The organism is Streptococcus sp. 1F3 (genome assembly GCF_054968985.1).
In genome coordinates this window covers 1-1,556 of record NZ_JBUEQR010000097.1, presented here as the reverse complement: position 1 = coordinate 1,556, position 1,556 = coordinate 1, and the positions used below count along the sequence as shown (strand labels likewise).

The window sequence follows — 1,556 nt, the reverse complement described above, 5'->3', positions numbered from 1 at the left end:
TGTCTAAATCAACAGATTTTAATGGGAATCCTGTTCCGGTTAGGTCACTAGATTATTTGAAAGCAGATGGTACGATTGATTGGCCAAATGAGTATGGTTTTGTTGTAGATTCTGCAGGTGTACCAGTAACAAGTGATGCGAATATAGTAGCGGGAACCTTAGTAGACCGATATGGTGAGGCAGGTGGAACATTTGTTAGTCCAGTTATTGATGGGCAATCTTATTCTTATGAGTCAAGAGGTTTGCCTTATCCAGAAAGTTATCAACAAAAGCATACGTATGAAGTTGTTATGGATATCAATAAGGCAAATTATGAAGAAGCATTTCATAAATTAAGTGATAGGGAGCAGCAGAAGTTATTAGCGATGATGAATGAATATGAATTTACAGCTGAGAACATCTACAATCCACAAATTGGAGAGATAGCCAAGGTGTTTGGTGCTGGAGGTGGACAGCAGATTAAACTGGGTACGAGTGTTTCTATTTACGAAAAACTAGGATTTTTAAGGGAGGTAATCAACTAATGTCAGTTTTATTCAAGCAAAGACAAATACTAGAAGAAGAGATAGAGTCTCGTAATTATCAGTCGCTACGTTATTCTATCCTAGGAGATAAAAGTCTAGATGAGTGGCAGGTCCGTATTGATTTTGATGAAGACAAACAGGTGTATCAAGTTTATGCGACCATGGATCGTGCGTTCGTTAGTAGAAAGAGGGAATATTCTAACTTTGAAGAAGCTAAGGATAGATTTATTGAAAAGTTAGATTTAGCTGTAAAAATAAATAGATGGAAAGTTGAGGATGGAGAAAATCCCGAATACTATTCTCCACTATGGAGTACAAATAAATCCATTTCTTTGAGTTCAACGTCTATTGACTCTCTAGGCATTGTAGACGGTCACTTGGAGTTGTTATTGGCAGATGGCAACGAATGGCTTCCCGATACTGAACAAGACCATCTTCTAAAACTTCAAGAAAAGCTGAACAACTATATTCACTTTATTGAAAGCAAGCAGTATGTGGAAGGCTACGGTGATGATTTTAAGGAGAAGGTGATCAACCTTAGCTTCCAATATCCTCCGTCAGACAATGGACTAGCCTTTCTAGTGCAAGTGCAAAAAGTTTTACAGGCAACAGATATTCGCCTGAAGGTGGTTCTACCAGAATAATTGATAAATATTCCCTAGCTTATGATGGTTGGGGAATTTTGGTATAATGGACATGAGAGAGTGTTCTGCCTGTGTTCTATTTTAAATGTCGGCAGTTCAAACCAACTTCAATCTGCTGGAAAGGGGGACTGAGATGTCAACTTATCATAGTCATAAACGTGATTTTGAATCCCAGGCCTATCTTTCTAGCCAGAAAGGTTTAGTAGAGCGGATGTTAAGGGAGATTGATGAGGCAGGTGCGGCTGTTCAGTCAGAGGGTCTAGACTATTTGTATGTCGCTCAAGGAGAGGCCAGCTTAGGTGCAGGAAAGATCAGCCAGAAATTTATAGAGGCTACGACACGTGTGACTACCCTGTTAGCGAGTGCTGCGCGTATTCACCAAGATGTG

The 1,556-nt window shown here is 39.6% G+C and carries 3 protein-coding genes; all 3 read left to right on the top strand.

Annotated features, from left to right (window positions below):
- Window positions 1-524 (top strand): glycohydrolase toxin TNT-related protein (locus ACVPON_RS08775; protein WP_462878252.1); only part of this gene is annotated, 524 nt, incomplete at its 5' end.
- Window positions 524-1,168: an Imm59 family immunity protein gene (locus ACVPON_RS08770; RefSeq protein WP_462878251.1), complete on the top strand. Its 645-nt coding sequence runs from the start codon at window positions 524-526 to the stop codon at window positions 1,166-1,168. The genes ACVPON_RS08775 and ACVPON_RS08770, both read left to right, overlap by 1 nt.
- A 133-nt stretch (window positions 1,169-1,301) precedes the next feature.
- Window positions 1,302-1,556: hypothetical protein (locus ACVPON_RS08765; protein WP_462878250.1), on the top strand; the 255-nt coding region annotated here is incomplete at its 3' end.